At 68.1% G+C, this 26,648-nt stretch carries 17 protein-coding genes; 11 read left to right on the forward strand and 6 right to left on the reverse strand.

Annotation, left to right across the window (positions count from 1 at the left end; genetic code table 11):
* Nucleotides 1-15: 15 nt before the first annotated feature.
* From ACUXVX_RS09165 to ACUXVX_RS09210, 10 genes are all read left to right on the forward strand, one after another.
* Nucleotides 16-1,506, forward strand: coding sequence for a UDP-N-acetylmuramoyl-L-alanyl-D-glutamate--2,6-diaminopimelate ligase (locus tag ACUXVX_RS09165; protein ID WP_446311286.1), 1,491 nt, complete (start codon nucleotides 16-18; stop codon nucleotides 1,504-1,506).
* Nucleotides 1,503-2,924 (forward strand): UDP-N-acetylmuramoyl-tripeptide--D-alanyl-D-alanine ligase, encoded by a 1,422-nt coding sequence (locus ACUXVX_RS09170; RefSeq protein WP_446311287.1) that lies wholly within the window; start codon nucleotides 1,503-1,505, stop codon nucleotides 2,922-2,924. The genes ACUXVX_RS09165 and ACUXVX_RS09170 overlap by 4 nt, the downstream gene beginning before the upstream one ends.
* Before the next feature lie 23 nt (nucleotides 2,925-2,947).
* Nucleotides 2,948-4,033 carry a phospho-N-acetylmuramoyl-pentapeptide-transferase gene (gene mraY / locus ACUXVX_RS09175; protein ID WP_222469869.1) on the forward strand — a complete coding sequence of 362 codons (1,086 nt, stop codon included), beginning with the start codon at nucleotides 2,948-2,950 and terminating at the stop codon, nucleotides 4,031-4,033.
* A complete protein-coding gene (locus ACUXVX_RS09180) occupies nucleotides 4,030-4,701 on the forward strand; it encodes an SDR family NAD(P)-dependent oxidoreductase (protein WP_446311288.1) in 672 nt (223 codons plus the stop codon). Before mraY ends, ACUXVX_RS09180 begins: the two co-directional genes overlap by 4 nt.
* 262 nt (nucleotides 4,702-4,963) lie before the next feature.
* On the forward strand, nucleotides 4,964-6,367 hold the full coding sequence (gene murD / locus ACUXVX_RS09185) for a UDP-N-acetylmuramoyl-L-alanine--D-glutamate ligase (RefSeq protein WP_446311289.1): 1,404 nt from the start codon (nucleotides 4,964-4,966) through the stop codon (nucleotides 6,365-6,367).
* Between the two features lie 334 nt (nucleotides 6,368-6,701).
* A complete protein-coding gene (locus ACUXVX_RS09190) occupies nucleotides 6,702-10,391 on the forward strand; it encodes an Ig-like domain-containing protein (protein ID WP_446311290.1) in 3,690 nt (1,229 codons plus the stop codon).
* A gap of 63 nt (nucleotides 10,392-10,454) precedes the next feature.
* Entirely contained in the window at nucleotides 10,455-11,756 is a 1,302-nt protein-coding gene (locus ACUXVX_RS09195) for a TolC family protein (RefSeq protein WP_446311291.1), read from the forward strand.
* On the forward strand, nucleotides 11,753-14,026 hold the full coding sequence (locus ACUXVX_RS09200) for an ATP-binding cassette domain-containing protein (RefSeq protein ID WP_446311292.1): 2,274 nt from the start codon (nucleotides 11,753-11,755) through the stop codon (nucleotides 14,024-14,026). The genes ACUXVX_RS09195 and ACUXVX_RS09200 overlap by 4 nt, the downstream gene beginning before the upstream one ends.
* Nucleotides 14,023-15,225 (forward strand): HlyD family efflux transporter periplasmic adaptor subunit, encoded by a 1,203-nt coding sequence (locus ACUXVX_RS09205; protein WP_446311293.1) that lies wholly within the window; start codon nucleotides 14,023-14,025, stop codon nucleotides 15,223-15,225. The genes ACUXVX_RS09200 and ACUXVX_RS09205 overlap by 4 nt, the downstream gene beginning before the upstream one ends.
* Nucleotides 15,226-15,263: 38 nt before the next feature.
* Nucleotides 15,264-15,785 carry a hypothetical protein gene (locus tag ACUXVX_RS09210; protein WP_446311294.1) on the forward strand — a complete coding sequence of 174 codons (522 nt, stop codon included), beginning with the start codon at nucleotides 15,264-15,266 and terminating at the stop codon, nucleotides 15,783-15,785.
* Between the two features lie 15 nt (nucleotides 15,786-15,800).
* Here the strand turns inward: ACUXVX_RS09210 and ACUXVX_RS09215 are convergent, their stop codons facing one another.
* From ACUXVX_RS09215 to ACUXVX_RS09230, 4 genes are all read right to left on the reverse strand, one after another.
* A complete protein-coding gene (locus ACUXVX_RS09215; protein WP_446311295.1) occupies nucleotides 15,801-16,784 on the reverse strand; it encodes a hypothetical protein in 984 nt (327 codons plus the stop codon).
* A gap of 62 nt (nucleotides 16,785-16,846) precedes the next feature.
* Nucleotides 16,847-19,066, reverse strand: a complete 2,220-nt coding sequence (locus ACUXVX_RS09220; protein ID WP_446311296.1) for a S8 family serine peptidase — start codon at nucleotides 19,064-19,066, stop codon at nucleotides 16,847-16,849.
* Nucleotides 19,067-19,114: 48 nt separating this feature from the next.
* Complete coding sequence (locus ACUXVX_RS09225; protein ID WP_446311297.1) at nucleotides 19,115-20,260, reverse strand: phosphatase PAP2 family protein; 1,146 nt, start codon at nucleotides 20,258-20,260, stop codon at nucleotides 19,115-19,117.
* Between the two features lie 25 nt (nucleotides 20,261-20,285).
* Nucleotides 20,286-21,986, reverse strand: a complete 1,701-nt coding sequence (locus ACUXVX_RS09230) for a FlgO family outer membrane protein (RefSeq protein ID WP_222469859.1) — start codon at nucleotides 21,984-21,986, stop codon at nucleotides 20,286-20,288.
* A 155-nt stretch (nucleotides 21,987-22,141) separates the two neighbouring features.
* Between ACUXVX_RS09230 and ACUXVX_RS09235 the strand changes: the two genes are divergently transcribed.
* Complete coding sequence (locus ACUXVX_RS09235) at nucleotides 22,142-23,410, forward strand: glycerate kinase type-2 family protein (protein WP_446311298.1); 1,269 nt, start codon at nucleotides 22,142-22,144, stop codon at nucleotides 23,408-23,410.
* Nucleotides 23,411-23,424: 14 nt separating this feature from the next.
* Here ACUXVX_RS09235 and ACUXVX_RS09240 read toward each other — a convergent pair whose 3' ends face one another.
* Entirely contained in the window at nucleotides 23,425-23,592 is a 168-nt protein-coding gene (locus tag ACUXVX_RS09240; RefSeq protein ID WP_222469858.1) for a hypothetical protein, read from the reverse strand.
* Nucleotides 23,593-23,808: 216 nt separating this feature from the next.
* Entirely contained in the window at nucleotides 23,809-26,619 is a 2,811-nt protein-coding gene (gene tssH, locus ACUXVX_RS09245) for a type VI secretion system ATPase TssH (protein ID WP_446311299.1), read from the reverse strand.
* Between the last annotated feature and the right edge of the window lie 29 nt (nucleotides 26,620-26,648).

The raw sequence follows: 26,648 nt of genomic DNA on the forward strand, positions 1-26,648 counted from the left end.
AAGGGGCAGCCGGCGATGACCGACAGGGCAAAAGTGAGATCGCTGGCAGAGCTGGGGCTGACCGCCCAGCATGGCGCCGAGGCGCGGGTGACCGGGCTGGCGGTGGACAGCCGCGATGTGCAGGAGGGCGCGCTCTTTGCCGCCCTGCCGGGGAGCCGGGTGCATGGCGCGGAGTTCGTGGGCTATGCGCTGCGCATGGGCGCGAAGGCGGTGCTGACCGATGCCGAGGGCGCGCAACTGGCCGCCGCGGAAATGGCAAAGTTCGACGTGGCACTGGTGGTCACCGAAGACCCGAGGGGCGCGTTGGCGATGGCCGCGGCGCTCTGGTTCGGCGCCCAGCCGGACGTGATGGTGGCGGTGACCGGCACCAATGGAAAGACCTCGGTGGCAAGCTTTACCCGGCAGATCTGGATGGCGATGGGGCTGAGCGCGGTGAACCTTGGCACCACCGGCGTGGAGGGCGCGTGGGAGTATCCGCTGAAGCACACCACGCCCGAGCCGATCACCCTGCACCGGGCGCTGGCGCTCTCGGTGGAGGAGGGGGTGACTCATGCCGCGATGGAGGCCAGTTCGCACGGGCTGGAGCAGCGGCGGCTGGATGGCGTGCGGCTGGCGGCGGCGGGGTTCACCAACTTCAGCCAGGATCACCTGGATTATCACGCGACTTTCGAGGCCTATTTCGACGCCAAGGCGCGGCTCTTCGACCGGGTGCTGGGCGAGGATGCGCCTGCGGTGATCAACATGGAAGACCCGCGCGGCCCCGAGATGGCGGACCGCGCCGAGGCGGCCGGCCATGCGGTGCTGCGGGTGGGGCATGACGAGGATTACGAGCTGGCGATCGTCGGCCAGCGGTTTGATGCGACGGGGCAGGACCTGCGGTTTTTGCACGAGGGCACCCCGCGGCAGGTGCGACTTGGCCTCATCGGGGGCTTTCAGGCCGAGAACGTGATGGTGGCGGCGGGCCTCTGCATTGCCAGCGGCTCGGACCCGGTGGAGGTGTTCAACGCGCTGCCGCAACTGACGACCGTGCGGGGCCGGATGCAGCTGGCCGCGACCCGCGACAATGGCGCGGCGGTTTTCGTCGATTATGCCCACACACCCGATGCCTTGGAGACCGCGCTGAAGGCGCTGCGGCCCCATGTGATGGGCAAGCTGGTGGTGGTGTACGGTGCGGGCGGCGACCGTGACACGGGCAAGCGCCCGCTGATGGGCGAGGCGGCGCGCGACCATGCCGATGTTCGATTTGTGACAGACGACAACCCGAGATCCGAGGATCCGGCCAGCATTCGTGCAGCAATTCTGCAAGCCGACCCGGAGGCCACCGAGGTGGGCGACCGGGCCGAGGCGATCTTGCGGGGGGTCGATGCGCTGGGGCCGGGGGATGCGCTGCTCATTGCGGGCAAGGGCCATGAGACCGGGCAGATCGTGGGTGACGATGTGTTCCCGTTTGACGATGTCGAGCAGGCCTCTGTGGCCGTGGCCGCCCTTGATGGGCAGATGACATGAGAGCCTTGTGGACGGCGGCGGATGCCGCAGCGGCCACCGGCGGCGAGGCGAGAGGCGATTGGGCGGCCACGGGCCTTTCGATCGACAGCCGCAGCATCGCGCCGGGCGAGCTGTTCATTGCATTGAAAGATGTGCGCGACGGGCATGACTTTGTCGCCGATGCGCTGGCCAAGGGCGCCTGCGCGGCGCTCGTCAGCCACGTGCCGGAAGGCTGCGAGGACGCGCCGCTGCTGATCGTGGCGGATGTGTTGGAGGGTCTGGAGGCGCTTGGGCGGGCGGGCCGGGCACGGAGCCGGGCGAAGGTGGCGGGCGTGACCGGCTCGGTCGGCAAGACCTCGACCAAGGAGATGCTCCGCTCGATCCTGAGCCGTCAGGGCAAGGTGCATGCCGCCGAAAAGAGCTTCAACAACCATTGGGGTGTGCCGCTGACCCTCGCACGGATGCCGGTGGACGCCGATTTTGCCGTGATCGAGATCGGCATGAGCAACCCCGGCGAGATCGCCCCGCTGGCGCGGATGGCGCGGCCCGATGTGGCGATGATCACCACGGTGGCCCCGGCGCATATGGCGGCCTTCGGCTCGCTTGAGGGGATCGCGCGGGAGAAGGCCAGCATCTTCGAGGGGCTGGAGCCGGGCGGCGTGGCGGTGATCAACGGCGACCTTGGCACCACGCCGATCCTGCGGGATGCGGCGGAGGCTGCGGGGGCGAAGATCGTCACCTTCGGGCAGAGCGGCGAGTTTGGCCTTTGCAAGGTTGTGCTGAGCGAGGGGCAGACGGTGGCGGAGGCGCGGCTGGGCGACCAGCCCGCGATGTTCAAGCTGACCACGCCGGGCACCCATTTTGCGATGAACGCGCTCGGCGCGCTCGCGGTGGCGCAGGCGCTGGGGGCCGACACCGGACTTGCCACGGCGGACCTGACCAAGTGGACCCCCTACGAGGGGCGCGGCGCGCGGGAGGAGATCACCACCGATCCGGCGCGGGCCGGGGTCTTTCTGACCCTCTTCGACGACAGCTACAACGCCAACCCGGCCTCGATGGCGGCCTCGCTGGAGATGCTCGCCACCACCGAGCCGCGCGATGGCATCGGGCGGGTGCGCAAGGGCCGCCGCATCGCCGTGATTGGCGACATGCTGGAACTGGGCAAGGGCGAGAAGGACCTGCACGCGGCGCTTGCGGGGCTGGAGGCGATGGAGCAGATCCACACGGTTCACACCGTCGGGCCGCTCGCTCAGGCGCTTCATGATGCGCTGCCCGAAGATCAGCGCGGACACCACGCGCCGGATGGCGCGGCGATGGCCAAAGAGGTCTCGCGGCTGGTGGATGCGGGCGATGTGGTGCTGGTCAAGGCGTCGCTCGGCACCGGGCTGGCCCGCGTTGTTGACGCGATACGGAAAATGGGCCAAGTCGGCCCGAATTAACAACGAACGAGAGGGGCAGGGGCATGCTCTATTGGCTGGCAGAGCTTGGCGACGGGGGCGGGGCGTTCAACCTGTTCCGCTACATCACCTTCCGGGCCGGGGCCGCGTTTTTTACCGCTCTGGTCTTCGGGTTCCTCTTTGGGCGGCCGCTGATCAACATGCTGCGCAAGCGGCAGAAGGGCGGGCAGCCCATTCGGGATGACGGGCCTGAAAGCCACATGCTGACCAAGGCGGGCACGCCGACGATGGGGGGGCTCTTGATCCTCTCGGCGCTGACGCTCTCCACCCTGCTCTGCGCGCGGCTCGACAACCCCTATGTGTGGATCGTGCTGCTGGTTACCATCTCCTTTGGCCTGATCGGCTTTGCCGACGACTATGCGAAGGTGAGCAAGCAGAACACCAAGGGCGTTTCGGGCAAGGTGCGCTTTGGGCTTGGGCTGCTGATCGCGGCGGCGGCGGGGACGGCGGCGGCGTGGTTTCATCCGGCGGAACTGACCGGGCAGCTGGCGCTGCCGGTGTTCAAGGACGTGCTGCTGAACCTCGGCATCTTCTTTGTGCCATTTTCGATGATCGTGATCGTCGGCGCGGCTAATGCGGTGAACCTCACTGACGGGCTGGATGGTCTTGCGATCATGCCGGTGATGATCGCGGCGGGCACGCTTGGGGTGATCGCCTATGCGGTGGGGCGGGTCGACTTTACCGAATATCTCGACGTGCATTACGTGCCCGGCTCGGGCGAGTTGCTGATCTTCTGTGCCGGGCTGATCGGCGGGGGCCTTGGCTTTTTGTGGTACAACGCGCCGCCGGCGGCGGTGTTCATGGGAGACACCGGGTCGCTCGCCTTGGGCGGCGCGCTGGGGGCGATTGCGGTGGTGACCAAGCACGAGATCGTGCTGGCGATCGTGGGCGGCATCTTCGTGGCCGAGGCGCTCTCGGTGATCATCCAGGTGCTCTACTTCAAACGGACCGGCAAGCGGGTGTTCCTGATGGCGCCGGTGCACCACCACTTCGAGAAGCGCGGCTGGGCCGAGCCGCAGATCGTGATCCGGTTCTGGATCATCTCGCTGATCCTCGCGCTGATCGGTCTGGCGACCCTGAAAATCCGGTGAGTGACGACGGGATAATCCGGCGGGCGCTCGTGACGGGCGGCAACCGGGGGATCGGCTACGCCATTGCCGAGGGGTTGATTGCCCGCGGCCATGAGGTGGTGATTGGCTGCCGGGACGAGGCCGAGGGGGAGGCGGCGGCGGACAGACTTGGCGCGGACCTCTTCGTGATCGATCTGCGGGAGCCGGATGACATGCTCTCGCTGCTGCATGGCGAGCCCTTCGACATTCTGGTGAACAACGCGGGGGTGTTTCCTCAGGGCTCGCTGTTTGAAAACCCCGAAGGGTTGTTCGAGTCGCTGCAGGTGATGGTGGAAGCGCCGTTTTTGCTGATGCGGGCCCTGGTGCCGGGGATGGCGTTGCGGGGCTGGGGGCGGATCGTGAACCTTTCGTCAGGCTATGGCAGCTTTGCGCAGGGGATGCAGGGGCCCAACGGCTACGGGGTGGCGAAGGCGGCGCTGAACGCGCTGACCTGCGTGTTGCCGCGCGACCTGCCGGATTGCGTGAAGGTGAACGCGATGGACCCGGGCTGGGTGCGCACGCGGATGGGGGGGGCGCAGGCGACGACATCGCCCGAGGAGGCCGCCGAGACGGCGATCTGGCTGGCGACGCTGAGCGCGGACGGGCCGACGGGCGGGTTCTTTCGGCGGAAGCTGCCGATTGAGTGGTGAGGGGCGGGGTGGCGGCGCTCCCGCCAACGGAGTCCGCGAAGCGGGCTCCGGCCGGCAGCATGTCGCGCAAGCGACGTGCGAGAGGCACCCACCCCGCGCCGCCACCCCGCCCGTGCTGCACCGTTGCGCGCCTGATCGGAAGGTGCGCGGGTGGTGCCGTTGGGTTGGGATATTTTCAGCAAGAAAATGCAGCGGGCTGGGCGCGATTGCGGGCGGGTGCGCTTGGATGTAGGCAGGAGCGAAGGCTTTTGGAGGCGGTGCGATGATCCCTGTGCGCGGGTTTGATGGAGCCACGGTGGCGGTGCTGGGGCTGGGGCGGTCTGGCCTGACGGCGGCGCGGGCGCTGGCTGCTGGAGGGGCGCAGGTGATCGGCTGGGACGATGGCGAGAGCGGCCGGGCCGCGGCGGAGGCCGATGGGATCGCGCTGCGCGACCTGTCGAAGCCCGGTGCCTTCGAGGGGGTGGCCTGCCTTGTGACCTCGCCCGGCATTCCGCACCTCTACCCCGTGCCACACCCGGCGATTGCCGCGGCGATGGCGGAGGGGGTGCCGGTGGACAATGACATCGGCCTGTTCTTCCGCTCCTTCGCTACCGGGGAGTGGGACCGGTTCGACGTGGCGCCGAAGGTGGTGGCAGTGACCGGCTCGAACGGGAAGAGCACGACCTCGGCGCTGATCCATCACATCCTCACCGAGGCGGGGCGCGAGGCGCAGCTGGCGGGCAATATCGGGCGCGGGGTGCTGGATATCGAGCCTGCGGGCGATGGCGGTGTGGTGGTGCTGGAGCTGTCGAGCTACCAGACCGATCTGGCGCGGGCGCTGACGCCGGATGTGGCGGTGTTCACCAATCTGAGCCCCGATCACCTTGACCGGCACGGCGGCTATGGCGGCTATTTCGCGGCCAAGCGGCGGCTCTTTGCGGAGGGCGGGCCGGACCGGGCGGTGATTGGAGTGGATGAGCCGGAGGGGCGCTACCTTGCCGGGCAGATGGCCGAGGGGCCGGGGGATGACCTGGTGATCCGGGTCAGCAGCGGACAGAAGCTGACGGGCGCGGGTTGGACGGTGTTTGCGCGCAAGGGCTTTTTGGCGGAGTGGCGCAAGGGGCGGCAGGTGGCCTCGGTCGATCTGCGCGACATTCCGGGGCTGCCGGGGGCGCACAACCACCAGAACGCCTGCGCGGCCTATGCGGCTTGCCGGACGCTAGGGCTGGGTCCGAAGGAAATTGAACGCGCGTTCAGGAGCTTTGCCGGGCTGCCGCACCGCTCGCAGCGGATCGCCGAGGCGGGGGGCGTGGTTTACGTCAATGACAGCAAGGCGACGAACGTGGACAGCGCGGCCAAGGCGCTGGCGGCTTTCAGCGGTATCCGTTGGATCTGCGGGGGGCTGGAGAAGGAAGGCGGGCTGGAGGGGCTGCAATCCGGGCTGGCCAATGTGGTGAAGGCCTATGTGATCGGGCGCGAGGCCGAGGGCTTTGCCATGCGGCTCGGGACCGGCGTGGAGGCCGAGGTCTGCGGCACGATGGAGCGGGCCGTTGCGCGGGCTGTGGAAGAGGCGCAACCGGGCGAGGTTGTGCTGCTGGCGCCGGCTGCTGCGAGCTTTGACCAATACGACAGCTTCGAGAAGCGCGGCGAGGATTTTGCCGCGCGGGTGAAGGCGGCGCTGGGGTAGGGATTTCCGCCACAGGGTGGCTTGACCTTTGCCGGAGAATGGCGGGTGCAGACTGGCAAAAACAGGCCGGTTGGTCTGCCGATGAGGCCCGAAGGGGCGGTAATTGACCCGGTGTCAATTCATGCAAATCGCATACAACATCTTGGGGTTGCTGGATTTTTCAACCCAAGGATGATCCACCCGGCGATCGGCCATTTTCCGCTTTGTTTTTTCGAATCATTCTGTATATCTGGCAGGCAGAGTGGTGAGTTACGCCTGATCAACAAGATATTGGGCAGTTTTCTATAAAACGCACCGGCGCAAAAAGATGCCGGGCTGATAAATGGCGGTTACGATGCAGGCGATCAATTTTGTGGTCCGCGATCTCGCGGGCAACGTTTCCAATGGCAGTTTCGGTGAGGATGGGGTCGGCACGCGGTTGAACGTGGGCGACGGGCAGCAGGTTTCGCTGCATCTCACCTCGGCGGATATCTCGTCCTACACGCGCGACGGCGATGATCTGGTGATCACGCTCGCCGATGGCTCGGCGCTCCGGCTGGCGGGCTACTTCGATGGCGAGAACGCGCTGTATCTTTCCAAGGGCGGCGAGCTGGTGGCGGTGGAGCTGAGCCAGGGTGCCGATGACGAGATGTATGCGCTGTATCAGCGCGAGGCGACATGGGGCAAATGGAGCCCGAGCGACGAGCTGATCCATTACGATGAGCCGGAGGTGATGGCCGCCCAGTTCGACACCGGCCTCTTTGGCATCGGTGGCATGGGCGGCGGGATCGTACCCGGCCTGATCGGCGTGGGCGGTGTGATCACCGGCGTTGGTGGCGGTGACGGCGGCGGCGGGGGCGGTGGCCCGGTGTATGATGTGACCGTCGACCCGGGCGACTGGGTGCTCGGCGGCGACGATGACCCGGAGCCGGGCTTTCCGGTGACCGGCACCGGCGTGCCGGGCGAGGATGTGACGGTGACGGCGGGCGATGTGACCCAGGTCGTGACCGTGGGCGAGGATGGCGGCTGGGAGGTGATCTTCACCGGCGACACGCTGCCCGAGGATGGCAGCTACGTGGTGGAGGTGGTCACCACGGATCAAGGCGGCGACGAGGCCGTGCTGACCGGCCCCGACGTGCTGATCGACACCGTGGCCCCGGATGTGACTTTCACCTCCGGCGTGCAATCGACCGGGGATGCCTTCAACGGCGCGGACCATGCCGAGGGCGTGGTGGTGACCGGCACCTCTGAGCCGGGCGCGGTGCTTGTGGTGACGGTGGGCGGTGTGGCCACCGAGATCACCGTGGGCGAGAGCGGCACCTGGGAGGTGACGTTTGGCCCCGATGCGGCCCCCGAGGGCGAATACGAGGCCGATATCAGCGTTTACGCGGTGGATGCGGTGGGCAACTCCGCGACCTATGGCGATGTGCTGGTGGTCGATACCCTTGGCGCGGTGGCCTTCGATGACCTCAACTTTGGCGGGGATTACACGATCAACGGCGCGGAGGCGGGCCAGAGCATCAGCTTTACGGGCACGACGCAGCCGGGGTCGAGCGTGGTTGTCAGCTTCGGCGGGCAGGACTACCCGGCCACAGTGGCGGGGGATGGCAGCTGGAGCGTGAGCTTCGCGCCCGGCACCTTCAGCGGAGAATACGAGGCGGTTCTGACCGCCACGGCGACCGATGAATATGGCAATGTGACGACTGCCAGCGGGAGCTGGATGGTGGATACGGTGACCCATGTGACGCTCGATCCGGGCTATGCGGGCGCTGATGGCGTGATCAACGCGAGCGACCGGGATGGTGGGCTGACGCTGACCGGCACGACCCAGCCGGGCAATACGGTAGAGGTGCAGATCGGTCAGGCGGTTTATGCCGCGACGGTGGGTGCCAATGGCGCGTGGAGCCTTGCACTGACGCCTGCTCAGATTTCCGAGGGGGAGTATACTTCTGCGATCACCGTGACGGCCACGGACGCGGCGGGCAATGCAGCGACGGCGGGCGGCAACCTCGTGGTGGATACGCTGGGCTTTGTCGAATTCTCCGGCGCGCCGGTGACGGCGGATGACATCGTGAATGCGCTGGAATCCGGTCAGCCGATCTCGATGAGCGGCACCACGCTGCCCGGCTCGGCGGTGACGATCGGCATGAACGGGCAGAGCTACAGCGCCGTGGTGGATGCCACGGGCGGATGGGTGGTGACCTTTCCGCCGCAGGCCTTTCCTGCCGGTGAATACGAGATGAACGTGAGCGCCACGGCGGTTTCGGCCAATGGCAACACCTCGAGCGCGGCGACCACCGTGGAGGTGGATACGCAGGGCTGGGTGGCGATCTCGGGCGCGCCAGTGACGGCGGATGATGTGGTGAACGAAGCGGAGGCCGGGACGGGCATCACGCTGACGGGCACCACCGAGCCGGGATCGACGGTGCTTGTGCAGATGGGCGGCTTTGCCGTGCCGGCGGTGGTGGCCGCCGATGGCAGCTGGTCCGCGACCTTCAGCGGCGGGCAAATCGTGCCGGGCACCTATGATGCGCCGGTGACGGTGACCGCGACCGACCGGGCGGGCAACAGCTCCACCGCGACGGATGTGGTGCGGATCGACACCGAGACGACGGTGAGCGTGAACACACAAGTTGAGGGTGACGGGATCATCAACGCCGAGGAGGCGCTGAACGGCTTTGTCCTGACCGGGACCGGCGAGCCGGGGGCCGTGGTGCAGGTGACATTCGCGGGGGTGACGCGCCCGGCGATGGTGGCGGGCGATGGCAACTGGCAGGTCACCTTCCAGCCCGGCGACATCCCTGCCGGCGAGACGGTGGCGAGCGTTTCTGTCACCGCGACAGACATGGCGGGCAATCAGGCGCTGGCAACGGGCAGCATCGAGGTGGACCGGATCACCAGCCTCACGTTGGACGGGCCGATTGCGGTGGATGACATCGTAAACGAAGTCGAATACGGCACCGGCATCCAGCTTTCTGGCACGGTGGAGCCGGGCAGCACGGTGGCGGTGACGCTGGCGGGCGTGACCCATCAGGCGGTGGTGCTGGCAGATGGCACATGGTTCACCAGTTTCGCCCCCGGCGAGGTGCCCGATGGCGATTACACCGCGCAGATCACCGCCGTGGCGACCGATGCGGCGGGCAACCGCGCGGCGATCAACGACACGGTGCAGATCGATACCTACGTGGAGCCGCTGACCATCGGCACGGTGGCGGGTGACGACACGGTCAACGCAGCGGAACAGGCGCAGGGCGTGACCTTCACCGGCACGGTCGAGGCGGGCTCCAGCGTGATCGTCAGCTTCGAGGGCACCACCCATGCGGCGACGGTCGATGCGGCGGGCAACTGGACGGTGGCCTTTGCCACGGGCGAGATCCCCGTCGGCGAGTACGAGAGCATCGCCACGGTTGTCGCCACCGATGCGGCGGGCAACACCCGGACCGAGAGCACCACGGTTGCGGTGGATACCGAGAACCCCGATGCGCCGGTGATCCTGAGCTTTAGCCAGGGCGGAACCGGGGTGCGCGACATTGGCACCGCGATCAATGACGACATCACCGAGGTTCAGCGGATCGACGCCAATGGCAACGTGAGCACCGTTTCTTACGATCTGGAGATCGACGAGGAATGGGGCGAGCTGATCTTTGATTTCAACGAGGCGATCCCGACCGGCTCGCACCTTGTCGTCACCTCGACCGATGCGGCGGGCAACCACGCGGGCACGCTCTTTGTGATGGAAGAGCCGGGCAACTCGGTGGTGAACCTCACCAACCCCGGCCTCGGCCAGTTCGACATTCAGGCGGTGGACCTGCAGTTCGCCTCGGAGGCCGAGCTGACGATCACGCCGGAGCAACTGGCGGGGCTGTCGAGCTTTACCAATGAGCTGACCATCCACGGCGGCAATGACGATATCATCCACGCCAGCGGCGCCACGGCGACGGGGGAGACGCGGGTGATCGAGGGTGAGAGCTACGATGTGTACACGCTGGGCGAGGGCACGCTTGTCATCGACCACGACATTCAGGTGAACCCGGCGCTGGTGTGATCCCGCCGGGGTTGGGCGAGTTTTCCGGGACGGCGCACGGCAGAGGCAGGGACAGGAGGCGTGATGCGCCCCGCGATGAGCAGACTAGGGCTATCGGGTGCCGTTCTGGCGCTGCTTTCGGGCTGCGTTGGGGGCGGGGAAGCTTCGCGTGCGGCTCGGGAGCCGGCGGCCCCGGCCCAGAGCCAGGCCTTGCGGCAGGCGGAGGCCTCGGAGAGCGTGGTGATCGCCGATCTGCTGCGCCGCCGCTCGGTGATTGCGCCGGGGTCGGCCTATGCGCAGGTGGCGGATGCCGTGCTCGCTGCCAATGCCCGCGCCGCCGAGGCCGAGCTGCGGGCAGCCAAGCTGCGGGCCGTGGCGGCCGAGAAGAACTGGCTGCCCAGCATCGGGCCGAGCGTGTCACTCTCGTCGCTCGGCGATCTGGTGACCTCCATCATCGTCGATCAGGTGATCTGGCAGGGTGGCCGGAAGAAGGCCGAGCGGGCCTTTGCCGCCGCCGATGTGGAGCACGCCGCCGTGGTGCTGGCCGAGGATACCAACGCCCGCGTGCTCACCGCGCTCACGCTGCATATCACCGCCGAGCAGGGCCGGGCCGAGGCTGCGGTGGCTGCTTCGGGGCTGGAGAAGATGAAGCACTTCGAATGGGTGATGGAAAAGCGGGTGAGTGGCGGGGTCTCTGACCTTTCGGAGCTGTCGGTCATGCGCCAGAAGCGGGCCGAGGTGAGCGCCGCGATGCAGGCTGGGGCCGAGACGGCAGCCACGGCGCTGGCGGAGCTGAACGCGATGTCGGCCCGTCCGGTGGATGGCGTGCGCGGGCTGGGCGATGCGCGGGTGCCGGGCAGCGCGGAGAAGACGCTGGGGGTTCTGAAGGCCGAGGCCGACAAGACCCGGCTCATTGCGCAGGCAAAGATCGAGCGGGCGGGCTACCTGCCCGGTGTTTCGGCAAAGGCGAACGTAGGCGATGGCGGCGGCGATCCGGTGCTGACCGTGGGCGCGGAGAACGGGTTGGGCTTTGGCACGCCCGCGCGCCTGAAGGCGATCAAGGCTGCCGAGGAGGGCGCGGAGGCGAAGCTGGGGCAGGCCCGCGAGGAGAGTGCCCGCAAGCTCGCCGCGCTGCGCCAGCAGCTTGCTGCGACGGAGCGGCAGGCCACCGAGCAGGCCGGGCTCGCGGCGCAAGCCCGGCGCAACTACGAGCTTTATCAGCGGCAGTATGACGGCGGGCAGCGCAAGGTGCTCGACGTGGTGGGCGTGTTCGAGACATGGATGGATGCCGAGACCAAACGCGTGGGCCTGACCCACAAGGCCGCGCTGACGAAACTGAAGATCGCCGCGGAGCTTGGCCTCCTGGTGGACGGGAGCCGCATATGACCGCGCCGCGCACCTCGCTGAAAATGAAGATGAGCCGGGCTGGGATTCGCGGTGTTGTGGGCGGCAGGCAAGGGGCCGCTCCGGCAGAGGCCATGGCCGCGCCGGTTGCCGAGGTGGAGGCTGCGCCTCGTGGGGCTGCAGAGCGTTTGAAGGCACGCGCCGATCTGGCGGCGACCTATGCGGGGCTGCTGGGCAAGGAGCTGCTGGGCCGCGACATTGCCGAGGATATCGCCCGGAGCGGCGGGGCCGAACGGCCGGTGACGGTGGAGGCGCTTGCGGGCGCCCTGAGCCAGACCGGGATGCTCGCGGCGATCCGCCGGGAGGCCGAGCCGACCCCGGCGACATGGCCCGCCATCGCCCAGATGAAGCGCGGCCAGCTGGTGCTGGTGCTCGCGCAGCAGGGCGAGGAGCTGACGGTTTATGACGAGACCGGGGCCGATAACCGGGTGGTGGTGCCACTGACCGAGTTCGCCCCGCATTATGCAGGCCGGGTGCTGAAAGCTGAGGTGACATTGGCCGAGGTGGCCGCGACGCATGAGACCGGGGCGAAGAAGCCCCATTGGTTCTGGGGCGAGTTCCCCCGCTTTCGCCGCTACATTGCCGAGATCGCGATTGGCAGCCTCGTGGCCAACCTGCTGGCGGTCTCGGTCGCGCTGTTTTCGCTTCAGGTCTACGACCGGGTGATCCCGCATCAGAGCATGGCGACGCTCTGGGTGCTGGCGCTCGGGGCGGGGCTGGCGATCTTGCTGGAAGGGCTGCTCAAGGTGGCGCGGTCGCGGCTGATGGACGGCGGCGGGCGGACGATCGAGCTGAGCGTGCAGCGGCTGCTGATGAGCCGGGTGGTGGGGATGCGCTCGGACCAGCGGGCGCAGAGCCCCTCGGAGCTTTTTGCCACGATGCGGGAGTTCGGCTCGGTGCGGGAGTTCTTTACCGCCGGGACCATCGGGACGCTGACGGACCTGCCGTTCATCGGCCTCTTCCTGCTGCTGGTCGCTGCCATCGCGGGGCCGGTGGTGTGGGTGCTGATCATCGGCGGGGTGCTGATGGTGCTGCCCGGCTGGTTTATGCAGCGGCGGATGATGCAACTCACGCAGGAGACGCAGGGCGCCAACGTGAAGGCGGGGCGGGTGCTGCATGAAGCGGTCTACGAGCTGGATACGATCAAGGCGCAGCGCGGCGAAGAGCGGCTGATGCGGGCGTGGGACGAGCTGAATGCGCTGTCTTCGCTGAAGTCCTCGGAGCAGCGCCGCCTTGCTGCCGCGCTCACCTTCTGGAGCCAGGGGGTGCAGCAGGCGACCTATGTGGCCGCCGTGGTGATGGGCACCTTCCTTGTGTTCGCGGGCGAGTTCACCGTGGGCACGATCATCGCCGTGGGCATCCTGACGAGCCGCACGCTGGCGCCGTTGAGCCAGCTCGCCGCCACCCTCTCGCGCTGGTCGAACGTGCGCCACGCGCTGGCGGGCCTCGACGGGGTGGCCGAGGCGCCGCAGGATGTGGCCGAGGGCCGGAAATACCTGCGGCGGGAGCACCTGAAGGGGAGCTACACGCTGCTCGGCACGCGCTTTGCCTATGACGAGGATGCCGCGCCCGTGCTCGACATCTCGGCGCTGCAGGTGCGGGCGGGAGAGACGCTGGCGGTTCTGGGCTCGAACGGCTCGGGCAAATCGACTCTGATGAAGCTGCTCACCGGGCTATATGCGCCGACCGAGGGGCGGGTGATGCTGGATGGCACCGACATCGGCCAGATCGCCCCCGCCGACCTGCGGCGCGGCATCGGCTATCTCGCGCAGGACGTGCGGCTGGTGGCGGGCACGCTGCGCGACAACCTCAACATGCACCTGCTGGAGCGCGACGACGACCGGCTGCTGGCGGCGCTGGATTTTGCCGGGCTGGGGCAGTTCGTGCGCAGCCACCCGAAGGGGCTGGACCTCGACATTCGCGATGGCGGCGAGGGGCTGAGCGTTGGCCAGCGGCAGGGCGTGGGCTGGGCGCGGCTGTGGTTGCAGGACCCGGGTGTGCTGCTGCTCGACGAGCCGACCGCCGCCTTTGATCAGGCGCTTGAGGCGCAACTTGTTGCTCGGCTCGGCGCATGGCTGCAGGGCCGGACGGCGGTGATTGCCACCCACCGGCTGCCGATCCTGAGCCTCTCGTCGCGGATCGTGGTGCTGGGGCAGGGCCGGATCGCGGTGGATGGCGGCAAGGATGAAGTGCTGGCGCATCTGAAGAAAAGCGGCGCGGCGAAGAAGCTGCCGCTGGGCGGTGCGGCGTGAGCAGCTGGAGCGCGCCCGGGCCGTCGCAGCCCACGGGGTTCGATGCCCAGCTCGACACCCGGCTGGCTGGGCCCTCAAGGCTGATCTGGACGGTGGGGCTGGCACTGGTGGTGTTTCTGCTCTGGGCGGGCTTTGCCAAGGTCGACGAGATCGTGCGCGCGCCTGCCGAGCTGGTGAGCGCCTCGCGGCCGCAGATCATTCAGAACCTCGAAGGCGGGATCTTGGCGGAGCTTTTGGTGCGGGAGGGGGACGAGGTGGCGCCGGGCGACGTGCTGGCGCGGCTTCAGGGCACCGGGTTTCAGACGAACGTGGACGATATCCGCGAGAAGATCACCGCGCTGGAGATCCGCCGGCTGCGGCTGGAGGCGGAGATGGAGGGACAGAGCGACTTTGCGGTGCCCGAGGCGCTGGCCGAGCGCAGCCCCGAGATCGTGGCCTCGGAGCGGGCGCTTCTGGCCGCCCGGCAGGGCGATTATGCCGCCCGTGCGGAGGGCGCGCGCAAGGTGGCCGAGCAAGCCGAGCGCGAGAACGAGCTGATGGAGAACATGCTGGCGCAGAAAGTGGTGGCGCTGATCGAGGTGACGCGGACTCGCAAAGCCGCCTCGGACGCCCGCGCGCGCCATGACGAGGTGGTGAGCACCGCGGCGCTGCGCCGGGCGGATGAATATGCCGAGACGCTGAAGGAGCTGGCGGGCCTGCGGCAGCAGATGAAAGTAAGCGCCGACCAGCTGGCCCGCACCGAGATCCGCTCGCCGATGAAGGGGGTGGTGAACAAGATCAGCGTCAGTACCATCGGCGGCGTGGTGCGGCCCGGTGAGGAGATTTTGCAGATCGTGCCGCTGGGCGATGCGCTCTTCGTGGAGGCACGGGTGAAGCCGCGCGACATTGCCACGGTGCGGCCCGGCCAGCCTGCGACGATCAAACTTTCGGCCTATGATTACACGATCTATGGCTCGATGAAGGGGGAGGTCTCTTTCGTTTCCGCCGATACATTCAAGGACGAGCGCCGCCCTGAGCGGGAGGCGCATTACAAGGTGGTGCTGAAGATCGACGAGAGCGCTCGCACGGAGCGGCAGGAACGGATCGAGATGCGGCCCGGCCTTGTGGCGGACGTGGAGCTGCACACCGGCGAGAAGACGGTGCTTAGCTACCTGACCAAGCCGCTGAACAAGGCGGGGGAGGCGTTTCACGAGCCGTAGGGAGGACCGGGAGGATGCAAGAGGAGCCGGCCACGTCCATGAACGGCACGTTCGACCCGGTGACGGTGGATCAGTTGAAGGGTCGGGTCGGATCGATCTTGCTTCTGTGGTCGCGGATCGAGCGGGCGGTGGATGCCGATATCGAAGCGCTGGGGGGCGCGACCCGCAGGCCGGGCGAAGGGTTTGCGCAAAGGCTGGCGGCCTGGGAGCGCCTGCTGGACGAGGCGGATGCCGGGCGGCGGTACGAGACGGATTTTAGGGCGCAGGTTTTGGCCCGGATCAGGGCAGTACAGGACATCAGGAACCGGCTGTGCCACGGGCTGTTGGGGGTAACGGCGGATCCGAGTGGGCATTATGGCGACGCGGGGCTCCGTACGGAGTTGAACGGCGAGGTGCGGGCCTATGGCCGCGATGCGCTGGATCGCTGCCTCACGGTGATGGCGCATCTCGATCGTGCGATCGGTGCGGTCAGTAGTGTGGCACGGGAACCCGTTGACGCGCGCGCGTCCGCCCTCGTGGCCGCCACGCGCGGCAATCATATGCCGGACTGGGACGGATAGCACCGCAGCCGCGGCTCAGGCCAGCGCTGCCTCCCAAGCCTCCAACGTGCCTTCGGGGGGCGTTCCCTCTTCGGAGAAGGCCATCTCTTCGCTGCCGAAATGCGCGACGAGGCCGATGAGGCCTTCGGCCAGCAGGCGGGCGGCGAGCGGGCCGAGGCGGCCGGCGGCGCCCAGCAGGGCCTTTTCTCGCCAGAGGTAGAACCAGAGCGGCGTGCGCTTGTGCAGGTCGTGCTCCACCAGCACGGCGCCGGCCTCGCCGCGGCAGAGGTCGGCCCGCTCCAGCCGGGGCATGAGCGGGAATTGCCCGGCGCGAGCGGCATCGGACTGACGCAGGGCGGTAAGCACCCCTTGGGCGGTGGGGATGTTGAACCAGTAGGAGAGCGCGAGGTGGCGCGAGGAGGGCTGGCGGAAGGGCGCGGCGGAGAGCAGGGCGACGCCGAACTCCAGCGGCAGCACCGGGCCGCCGGGCACGGAGGCCAGCAGCGGGGCGCGGGCGGCGCGCACAGCCTCGAGGAGCGGCGCGTCGCAGAGCAGCGGCAGGAGCCGGTGCAGCAGGAGCCAGTGCATCGCGCCCGCCGGATCGGGCAGGGGGGCCAGCGCCTCGGCCAGCCGGGCTGCGGGCGGGGGCAGCAGCGGGTCGGGCCGGGGCGCGAAGAGATGTGCCTGCGCGAGGTAGTGGGCCATCGGCTCGCGGTCGAGCGGGACAAGCCCCTCGCTGGCGAAGACCGGCTCGACAATGCGGGATCGCTCGGTGGTGACGAAGCAGAGCAGGGCCTGCGCGGCCAGCGGCACGAGGGCCAGAACCTCGGTCAGCGGGCCGGAGGAGGCCATCTCCTCGGCATCCATCGCATCGCCCAGACGGGTCAGCAATTGGTTGAGGCCGAGCCGTTCTTCACTGGCCGCATCGGGAAAGAAATAGCCCGGATGCAATGCGCCTTCGGGAGGGGGGACCTCTTCGGGCCGTGGCCCGAACTCGCCGTTCGCCAGACAAATCCTCAAATCCAGTTTCCTTCACCTGACCCTGTGCAAATCGACAGGGCCTGCCAACCACTCAACCTTCACTACCGATGCACCGCCACGCCGCTTGATTGCGGCGGCAGGGCGCGGGCGCCCAGCCGCGCCTGATGCTCTGCCTCATTGGCTGCGGGCCAAAGGGCCGGGCCGGGCGGGGCCAGCCCGAGGTAGCCGTCGGCCAGAAACCGGGTGTATTGCGGCGCGGCGACGGAGCTGCCGTTCATCGGCATGCGGCTTCCAGAGGCGGCGCCGGCGCCCAGCACACCCTGCATCACCAGTGAGCGGTCGCCCTCGGCGGAGGCATCGGGGCGGCGCATGTGGGGTGCGGCGGAGGCGCCGTAGAGCGCGGCGGCGCGTTCGTGTGCCAGACCGATGCGGTCGTAGCCCGGTGCGCCGGGGGCATCGCCTGCCGGGGGAAAGCCGGAGGAGAGGCGCGGCGCACGGGTCACGGTGGGGCCGACCACGGTGCTGCGCCGCCCGGTGGCGATGCCGTTGAGGCTGCCGGAGCGAAGCACGACGGAGGCGCCGTTGTCGTAGTCTGCAGGGCCGGTCATGGCATCCCAGCGGGGGTAGGCGGGATCGTCGAAGTAGCTTTGCCGCCCCGGCCTGCGGTAGCCCAGTGGCGCGTCATCGCGCTGGATCCAGGCCTCGATGCGCTGCGCGTCTGTGATGCGTGCGCGCAGCTCCACCGTCCAGAGGCCGGAGGGGGCGGGCTGGCGGCCCACGGAGGGCGGCATGCAGGAGGGGGCCAGCGCGATGAGCACGCGCTTTTTGCGGGCCACGCCGTCGAGTGCCTCTTGCCCCTTTTGCCGGTCGAGCGAGATGCGCCCGATGACGGCGGCGGGGTTGCCTGCCGGGTGGATCACCACGGCCTGACTGGCCGAGAGGCCGGTGACTCGGGTGGCAGTGCCGCCGGGGGGCGTGAGCCAGAGCTCCACCCCGGCAGCGGTGCGGGGCATCCAGAGTTCGAGGAAGTTGGAGCTTTCATCCCCCGGCTGCACGCGCCACGGCAGGGTGAGCACGGTCTTGACCGAGGGGCCGGCCGGATCGCCCGGCTTTTCGGCGTGGCCGCGTGCGGCGAGGCGGTTGCCGGAGGGCAGCACGACCTCCACCTCGGCCCGGCCGGGCTTGGTGGGGAACTGGCGCGCCAGCCGTTCGAGGTGGGCCTGCACCAGCGTGTCGATTGCCCGCTCCAGAAAGTGCAGCCCGTTGTGCGGCCCGCCGGAGAGCGAATAGGAGAAGTTGATCACCACCGGGATCGGGAACCCCTCGGCCAGCGACATCAGCCAGGCCCGGTCGAGGATATGCGCGGCCCCGGCGAGCACGAAGGGCGACATGAAGGCGCCGGAAGTGTTCATCGTGACGGTGGCGGGCAATTGCACGGTGAGCAGGCGCAGGTGATCGGGGCCATCCCCCGCCGCCAGCGAGGCCACGTGGGTGCCGTGAGAGAGGCGGTGTGCCACGGTGTTGACGCCCGCGCGGGCGTAGTCGGCCAGACCGAGCGCGTGGAGCTGGTCGATCTCGGGCTTGGGGGCGAGGGCAAGCTGAGCGTCGATCTCGGCCTTGGTCAGCTCGCGCCCGAAGGGGACGGTGGTGGTGCCGGTGGGCGCGGCGGCATCTTGCACCCATGCGAAATCCACCCGCGTGCCGGTGCTGCCCCGGAAGGCGCTGTGGAGCGGATTGATGCCATCGTCGATCACCCCGACGATGGTGGTTGTCGCCTCGGGCAAGCCTTGGGCGGTGTATTCCATTGTGCGCGTGGCGCCGGTGGGCAGGGAGATCTTGCGCAATGGCGCGCGGAAATGGAGCGTGTCGCGCGAGCCGGGCTGGGCCTGATCTTCGGCCTCTTCCGCCTCTGCCGCGGCCAGTTCGGCCCGTTCATCTGGCGGGGGCGCATCGGCCAGACGTTTCTCGCCTCCCTCGGCGGGGGCCAGCTTGCTGAAACGGTTCTGCGCCGGGTCGAAGGGCGCGATGGACTGGAAGGTGGCCTGCGCGCTCTCCACCCCGCCGTCGATGTTGACCGAGCGCGTCAGCAGCACAACGTCGGTTTCGCCCTCTACGCGGAAGGGCTCGGGCAGATCCTCGATGTCGCCCGCCTGCATGGTGTCGACGGTGAACATGTAGCGGAAGTCGTGGGGATCATCCCGGTCTTCGGTTGCGGTCAGGTCGAAGTCGAGCGCGTAGCGCAGCGACCATGCCGAATAGGGATCGAACATGGCGGTGACGCCTTCGGGGTCGTCCTCGGGGGTGAAGCTGATCGTGGTCATGGGCGAGGCCTTCTGAAGCGGGGGAGAGCAGGAGCGGGTGGGCCGGTGTCAGGCCCATTCCTCCCGTGCCTTCTCCCAGAGCCATGTGAAGAGCGGGGCATTGGTGACGCCGCCGACCGCGCCGGAGCGGGTGATGAACGTTCCGAAATCGGAGGGTTCATCGGCGGTGAAGTTATAGACGCTGGAGAGGTGATAATCGGTCGTGGCCCCGGCACCGCGCCCGTCGAACTCGGTTTCCTTCACCACGGCATCAGCCGCACCGGCCCGCTGGGCGAGGTAATCGGCCAGCGCCAGCCCGAGGGCGGCCCCGGCGATGCTGTCGACCGGGAAGTGGACGCCTGCGACGGTGCGGTTGACGGCGATGCGGGCGGCGGTGGCCAGCAGCAGCTCGGTCTGCTTGGGGGTTTGCGCCTTACCCTTCATCAGGTGGAAGAGGATGCGCGCGACGGCGTGGTTTTCGGTCGCGTGGCCGGAGGGCAGGGCGCCGTGGCCGGGCGTCTGGATCAGCGGCATCATCTGGCCCGAGTAGCGATCGGGGCGCAGGCAGGCGAGGCGGTGCTTGACCTGAAGCACCACGTTGGAGGCGATGGCCTGACAAAGCGCGATGAGCTCCAGCGTGTATTTGTGCAGCCCCTGACGCAGCCCGAGGATGGGGGCGAAATACTCCGTCGGGTAGCCGACCTGCCCGAGGATCTCGCCCGCCCGGTCGGCGCGCAGATCGGCATAGTTATGCACGATCTCGGTTTGCGCCAGAAAGTCCGCCGGTGTGGGGCGGGTCAGCTTGACCAGCCGTTCGTAGCCGGTTGTGGGCGGGTTGTCGGCATCGCCACCGGTGGTGGTGAGGTGGAAGACCGAGGCGCTCTCGCCCGAGCCGATCACCCCCAGGGAGCCCATCAGCTCGCCCGCGATCATGATGATCCGCTCGGTCGCGCCCCATTCCTTGAGGGTGTCCAGCGAGTTGGCGGGCATCGGTGCGGGCGGGTTGGCGAGCGCCTCATAGGGGCCGATGATGCCATCGCGCGAGGTGAGGATGGAGATCGACAGCCCGCCGCCGCTCACCCCCGTCACCCCGGTGACGCCTGTCACGCCCGTCACCCCGGTGACGCCAGTCACCCCGGTTACGCCAGTCACACCGGTCACACCCGTGACGCCGGTTACTCCCGTGACCCCTGTCACGCCCGTTGAAATAGACATTGCACCCTCTCCGTTAAAACATTTTTCAATTTGGTATTCCGGCTTCGCGCATGGCTTGGGCCCAGACGCGCCCGATTTCGAATTCGGCGGCCGGGTGGTCGCGCATGTAGCCGCGAATGTTGAACCCCGGATCGGCGCGCAGCAGCGTTTCGGCGGACTCGCGGGCCTCTTCGATGCGGTCGAGGTGGTAGAGCGCGACGATGCGCGCCCGTAGGGTCGAGACGTGGCGGCGGTTGGCGCGGATCGAGCGGTCGGCCAGCTCCAGTGCGCCCTGATAGTCGCCGCCCGAGAGCTTGGCCGCCGCGCCGAGCGCGTCGAAGAAATAGCCGTGCGGGTCGAGCGGCGAGAGGGCGCGGGCGCGGTCGGTGAAGGTGATCGCGCGGGCGCCGTCATCGGTGAAGGCGTGGAGCGTGCCCTTCAGCAGCCAGGCCATGGCGTTGTTCGGGTCGATCTCGATGGCCTCGTCATAGCGGCGCATGGCCACGTCGTGCCGCCGCAGGAGGTTGTTGTTGACCAGCCCGTCCATGGTGAGGGCAAAGGAGTTGTCGGGCTGAATGTCGAGCGCGCGCGCGGTGTATTCGCGCGCGGTGGCGGTATCTTCATCGAGCCGCGAGGACCAGCCCTGCACCACCGAGAGGCAGTGCCATTTGCCCATCCAGCCGTGAAGCATGGCGCTATCCGGCACCCGCTCGATCACCTCTTCGAGGTAGGTCTGGGACTTGGCGAAGCTCTGCACCGAGAGGCGGTGCATGAGGGTGATCGCGCTCATCAGCAGGGCGTGACTGTCGACATCCGGCAGCGGCGCGGTGGCGGCGAGGTCGAGCGAGGTATCCATCACCGCGCGGCCGATCTCGCCAGCGAGGCCGCCGACCAGATCATCGCCGCCGCGCAGGAAATCGGCCAGCGAGCTCGACATCTCACGGGTCCAGCTGATGCGGCCTGTCTTGATGTCGATGAAATCCGCGTTGAGCATGATGTGGTCGCCCTGGGTGCGGTAGTTGCCCGCGACCACGTAGTCGGCATCGAGCTTTTCGCGGATCTCCTCCAGCGCCACCGAGCGGGCATCGAGGGTGCGACAGGAGAGGTGGGAGATCACATCGAGCATGTGGCTGCGCGAGAGCGAGCGCGAGATCTCCTCGGAGATCATGTCGCCCAGCTGCACGGGCCCCTGATAGCCGCGCGCGGTGGCGAAGGGCAGGATGGCGATGGAGGGTTGCAGGTGCAGACCGCGGTTGAGGATCTCCTGCGCAACTCGGCCGGGCCGCGTACGGGCGACGGCGGAGAGCATGGTGCGGTTGCTCTTGCGCTGGGTCTGGATCCACTCCTCGAAGCCGTCTTCGGAAATCTCGGTGCCTTCGAGAAAGTCGCCATCCTCCAGCGTGCCGGTGATGCGGATGCGCTCGAGGTGCAGGCGGACCTCGGAGTTGTTGACCTCGAAGAGGTCGACGAAATCCTCGCCGAAGAGGTTGCGCAGGTCGGTCAGGGCGCGGCGCAGAGAGGCGCGGCCGTGCTCGTGGCCGGAGCGGCCCCAGAGCATGTCTTGCAACCAGGCGCGGGTGCGTGTGCCTTCGGGCGCGGTGGCCAGCATGGCCAGCATGGCGCGGATCTTGGTGGAGCGGACGCGGATTTCGTCGCCGTCTTCCCAGGAGAGGGCGAACACCCCGAAGAGGCGGATGCAGATCACCCGGACCTCGTCAGTTTGTGGCTCCTTCTGCGCCTGAGTCATGAAACTCCCCCATGGCAATGACCCTACGTTAACCGGCTTTCCAAATTGGGGAAGCCCGCTTCACGCTTTATTCACGTTAGCCGAAAACGGGTGCCAGAGCGAGGTTTTGCGCCTTGCCTCTGGCGCTCGGGGGCGGCTTGGGGAAAGGTGCGCGCATGATGGATGAAAGCGAGAGTGCGCATGCCGCGCGGGCGGCGATGCGGGGCGAGGCAGAACTGATCTTCCGCGCGGGGATTGCGGCGGCCGATCCGGGCGCGGCGGTGGCGCGGGCGCTGGAGGCGGAGGGCTGGCAGGGCCGGTTCGTGATTGCAGTGGGCAAGGCGGCCCCGGCGATGATGCGCGCCGCGCTGGAGCGGGTTGGCCCGGTGGAGGCGGCGCTGGTCGTAACCAACCCGGAGAACGCGGTGGAGGTGCCGGGGGCGGAGGTGATGATCGCCGCTCATCCGGTGCCCGACGCGGGCGGCCTCGCGGCGGGCGAGGCGGTGCTGGACATGCTGGCGCGCGCGAGCGAGGGCGAGCGGGTGCTGGCGCTGGTTTCGGGCGGCGGCTCGGCGCTTCTGCCTGCGCCGGTGGAGGGCCTGAGCCTTGCGGACAAGGCGGCGGTCAACGCCGCGCTGCTCGCCTCGGGCGCGGATATTCACCAGATGAACCTCGTGCGCCAGCAGCTCTCACGGCTGAAGGGCGGCGGCTTCTTGCGGGCGGCGGCCCCGGCGGAGGTGCGGGCGCTGGTGCTCTCGGACGTGCTGGGCGACGACCTCTCGACTATCGCATCGGGCCTCACCGCGCCGCCGAGTGGCAGCCGTGGGGAGGCCGCCGAGATGTGCCGCAGCCTCGGAATCTGGGAGCGCCTGCCAGAACCGGCCCGGCGGCATCTGGAACGACAGGCTGATGAGCCGCCCGCACTGCCCGCGGCGCAAAACGAGATCATCGGCTCCAACGGCGTCAGCGTGATGGCGATGGAACGCGCCGCGCCGGGGGCGCGGGTGGTGCTGGAGCCGCTGGAAGGCGATGTGGAAGAGGCCGCCCGCGCGGTGATAGCGGCGGGCGAAATGGGGCCGGGGATCACGCTGTTCGGCGGTGAGACCACGGTGAAGCTCTGCGCCGAGCCCGGCATGGGCGGGCGCAATCAGCAACTGGCGCTGAAAGTGGCGGAGCTGGCCGACTGGCCGGGCGAGTGGGTGTTCCTGTCGGGCGGGACCGACGGGCGGGATGGCCCGACGGACGCCGCGGGCGGGATGGTGGACCACGGCACACGGGCGCGGCTGGCGGCGGCAGGCAAGAGCGCGGGTGAGTACCTCGCGCGCAACGATGCCTACCACGGCCTCAAGCTGACGGGCGATCTGCTGATGACGGGCGGGACCGGCACCAACGTAGCCGATCTTCAGGTGCTCATCCGGCGCGAGCCGGGCAAGACCAGCTTCTGACGCCGCAGGGCGGGTTACTCGCCCTCGTGGCCTTCAGGGCCGGTATCGATCATCCAGCCGCCGGGGCCAGCAACGCTGTCGGGCAGGAAGTGCGACACGGTGTAGAGAATCTCGCGCAGCAGGACGCAGACGAGAAAGGCGGAGATCACCTGTCCAACGGTGATGGTGGTCAGAAATTCCATTTCGGGTTCCCCTGATGACGTGAAGGTAAACTCCGGGTCAATTGGGGCAGAAACGAGACAATCGCGCGACAGCGGGTGGGCATTTTCACCCTGACGGCGAGTTGACGTTGGGTCATGCTGTGTGGGGTGGCGCCGTACGGAGCTTCCGGGTGCAGCGCGCGGGGCGTGGGGTGCCATCCCGGCCCCCTGAGATGAGGGCCGGGATGGGCTTTGCGGTTAGGCGAGCTGGTAGTCGAAGGCGTCGTCTTTCACGTCGACGGTCACCGACTTCAGTTCTTCGCCGCCCACGGCCTTGGTCAGGATCGCGCGGGACAGGTCGGGCAGGATGGTTTGGGTGATGATGTTGTCGATCATCCGGCCGCCCGAGTCCGGGTCGTTGCACTGGCTGACGATGTGGTCGATCACGGCATCGGTGTAGGTCATGGTGGCGCCGTGGTTGGCGCGCACGCGCTTCACGATGGAGCCGATCTTCAGCTTGGTGATCATCGCCAGCACATCCTTGCCGAGCGGGTAGTAGGGGATCGTGACGATCCGGCCCAGCAGCGCGGGCGGGAAGACCTCGAGCAGGGAGGGCTTGAGGGCATCGGCCAGCGCCTCGGCATCGGGCCGGGCCTCGCCCTGCTGGCACATGTCCATGATGACATCTGTGCCCGCGTTGGAGGTGAGCAGGATCAGGCAGTTCTTGAAGTCGATCGAGCGGCCTGAGCCGTCTTCCATATGGCCTTTGTCGAAGACCTGGAAGAAGAGTTCATGCACGTCTGGGTGGGCCTTTTCGACCTCGTCGAGCAGCACCACGGAGTAGGGCTTGCGGCGCACCGCCTCGGTGAGCCTGCCGCCCTCGCCGTAGCCGACGTAGCCCGGAGGGGCGCCTTTGAGCAGGGCGACGGTGTGGGCCTCCTGATACTCCGACATGGCGATGGTGATGATGTTCTGCTCGCCGCCGTAGATCGCCTCGGCCAGAGCAAGGGCGGTTTCGGTCTTACCCACGCCGGAGGGACCGGCGAGCATGAAGACACCGATGGGTTTGCCCGGGTTGTCAAGCTTGGCGGTGGAGGTCTCGATGCGCTTGGCGATCATCTCCAAGCCGTGATCCTGCCCGCAGACGCGCTCCTTGAGGCGGTCGGCGAGGGTGAGGATGGCCTGCACCTCGTCGGCCACCATGCGGCCCACGGGGATGCCTGTCCAATCGCCAACCACGGAGGCGACGGCCTGATAATCGACATGGGAGTAGATCATCCGGTCGTCGGCATCGCGGGCGTCGAGCTCGGCCACCTTGGCGGCAAGGGCCTCGCGCAACTTGGCGGCGTCATCCCCGGTCGCGGGGGCGGCGTGCTCGGGCGCGATCTCGACCGGCTCGGCGGGTGCGGCCTCTTCGGGGGCATCACCCTCGGCCTCGGCGGCTTCATCGGCAGCGTCCTGCGCGGCGTGGGCCTCTTCGGGGGTGGGGGGCACCTCGCCGGGTTTGTCGACCGGCAGTTCGGCGGAGCCTTCGCCGGTGAGCTGGGCGCGCAGCTCCAGCACCTCCTGCACGATTGCCTTCTCGTCCTCGTACATCTTTTCGGCGGCGGCGAGATCGGCCTTGGCCTTCTCGATCTCTTCCAGAACCTCGGCCTTGCGCTCTTCGGCGGTCTCGCCCAGCTCGGACTGGCGCTCTTTGCCCAGAAGCTCGGCCTCGAACTTGGCGATGGTCGCCTTGAGGTCGGCCACACGGGCGGGGGTGGTGGACTGGCTGATGGCCACGCGGGCGGAGGCGGTATCGAGCAGGCTCACCGCCTTGTCGGGCAGTTGCCGCGCCGGGATGTAGCGGGCCGAAAGCTGCACGGCGGCGACGATGGCCTCGTCGGAGATGCGCACCTTATGGTGGTTTTCCATCGGCGACATGATCCCGCGCAGCATGTAGCAGGCGCGCTCGATGTCGGGCTCGTCGACGGTGATCGGCTGGAAGCGGCGGGTAAGCGCCGGGTCTTTCTCGAAGTACTTCTGGTATTCCATCCAGGTGGTTGCGCCGATGGTGCGGAGCGTGCCGCGGGCGAGGGCGGGCTTCATCAGGTTGGCGGCATCGCCGGTGCCTGCCGCGCCGCCCGCGCCGATCAGCGTGTGGGTCTCGTCGATGAAGAGGATGATGGGGGTAGCGGAGCCCTGCACCTCGTCGATGAGCTGGCGCAGCCGCTGCTCGAACTCGCCCTTCATCGAGGCGCCGGCCTGCATCAGGCCCATGTCGAGGCTCATCAGGCGGTTGCCCTGAAGCTGCGGCGGCACGTCGCCCGAGGCCAGACGCTGGGCGAAGCCCTCAACCACGGCGGTTTTGCCCACGCCGGCCTCGCCGGTGAGGATCGGGTTGTTCTGGCGGCGGCGCATCAGCACGTCGATGATGTTGCGGATCTCGTCGTCGCGGCCCACGATCGGGTCCATCTTGCCGGACGAGGCCTGCGCGGTGAGGTCGACGCAGTAGCGATCCAGCGCGGTGGTTCCTGTGGAGCCGCCTTCGGCCCCGCCGCCACCGCCGCCGGAGGAGGACAGGCCGGAGCCGTCCATTGGGCGCTGGTCATCTTCTTCCGACAGGGCCCAGACGCCGCGGGCGTCGTTCACCATCGTCTCGACGTTCAGTCCGCCGAGGGTGGGGGAGCACTCCTTGAGGGCGCGGAGGAGTTCCTTGCTCTTGAGGGTGGCCACCAGCAGGTGGCCGGTGCGGATCTGCGGCTCGGCGAAGAGCAGTGTGCCGTAGTGCCAGCCGCGATCCAGCAGGTCGATCACGCCCTCGGCGAAGCCGGGCATCTCGGTGACGTTCTTGCGATACTCGTCGATCTTTTTCTGCAGCTCGCCCAGCACCTTGGAGCGGTCGATGCCGTAGTTCTCGAGCGAAACAGAGATGTCGCTCTTCTGGTTGGCGACCATGTGGAAGAACCAATGGGCCACCTCGACGTTGCGGTTGCCCTCGGAACGCGCGTGGCGGTGGGCTTTCATGAAGGCGTCGTAGCCGGTGCGGTTGAGCTTGCCGGCGACTGTTTCGAGGCTCACGTCTGACATTTTTTCCGTCCCTGTCTTAAATGCTTGTC

This window comes from Vannielia sp. SX4 (assembly GCF_052828525.1).